Consider the following 252-nt stretch of genomic DNA (forward strand, 5'->3'; position numbering starts at 1 on the left):
GCCACGTACCCGCCGTAATCGGCGCACCGGCATCGAATGAGTAATAGCCCAGGCGACCGTCGATGGCGGTCGGTTCTACCTGACGCAGGCGCCGGGTCGGCCAGGCGATAGGCAGCATGTCGTGCTGGCGGCCGATGGCCTGCCAGTCGCTCCAGGCGTTCTGCAGAAAGCGCACAAAGCCTTCGGTGTGTACTCGACGAATCGGCGCCAAGCCGAAATCCAGCGGCGCGTGTACATCGCCCAGGCCCACGG

Annotated in this window: 1 pseudogene; it reads right to left on the reverse strand. The window is 65.9% G+C overall.

The features are described 5' to 3' along the window. Positions 1–252: pseudogene (locus tag AC0IW9_RS31385) on the reverse strand (histone deacetylase family protein); the annotation flags it as partial.

The sequence above is a fragment of the Belnapia sp. AC561 genome, assembly GCF_979252845.1.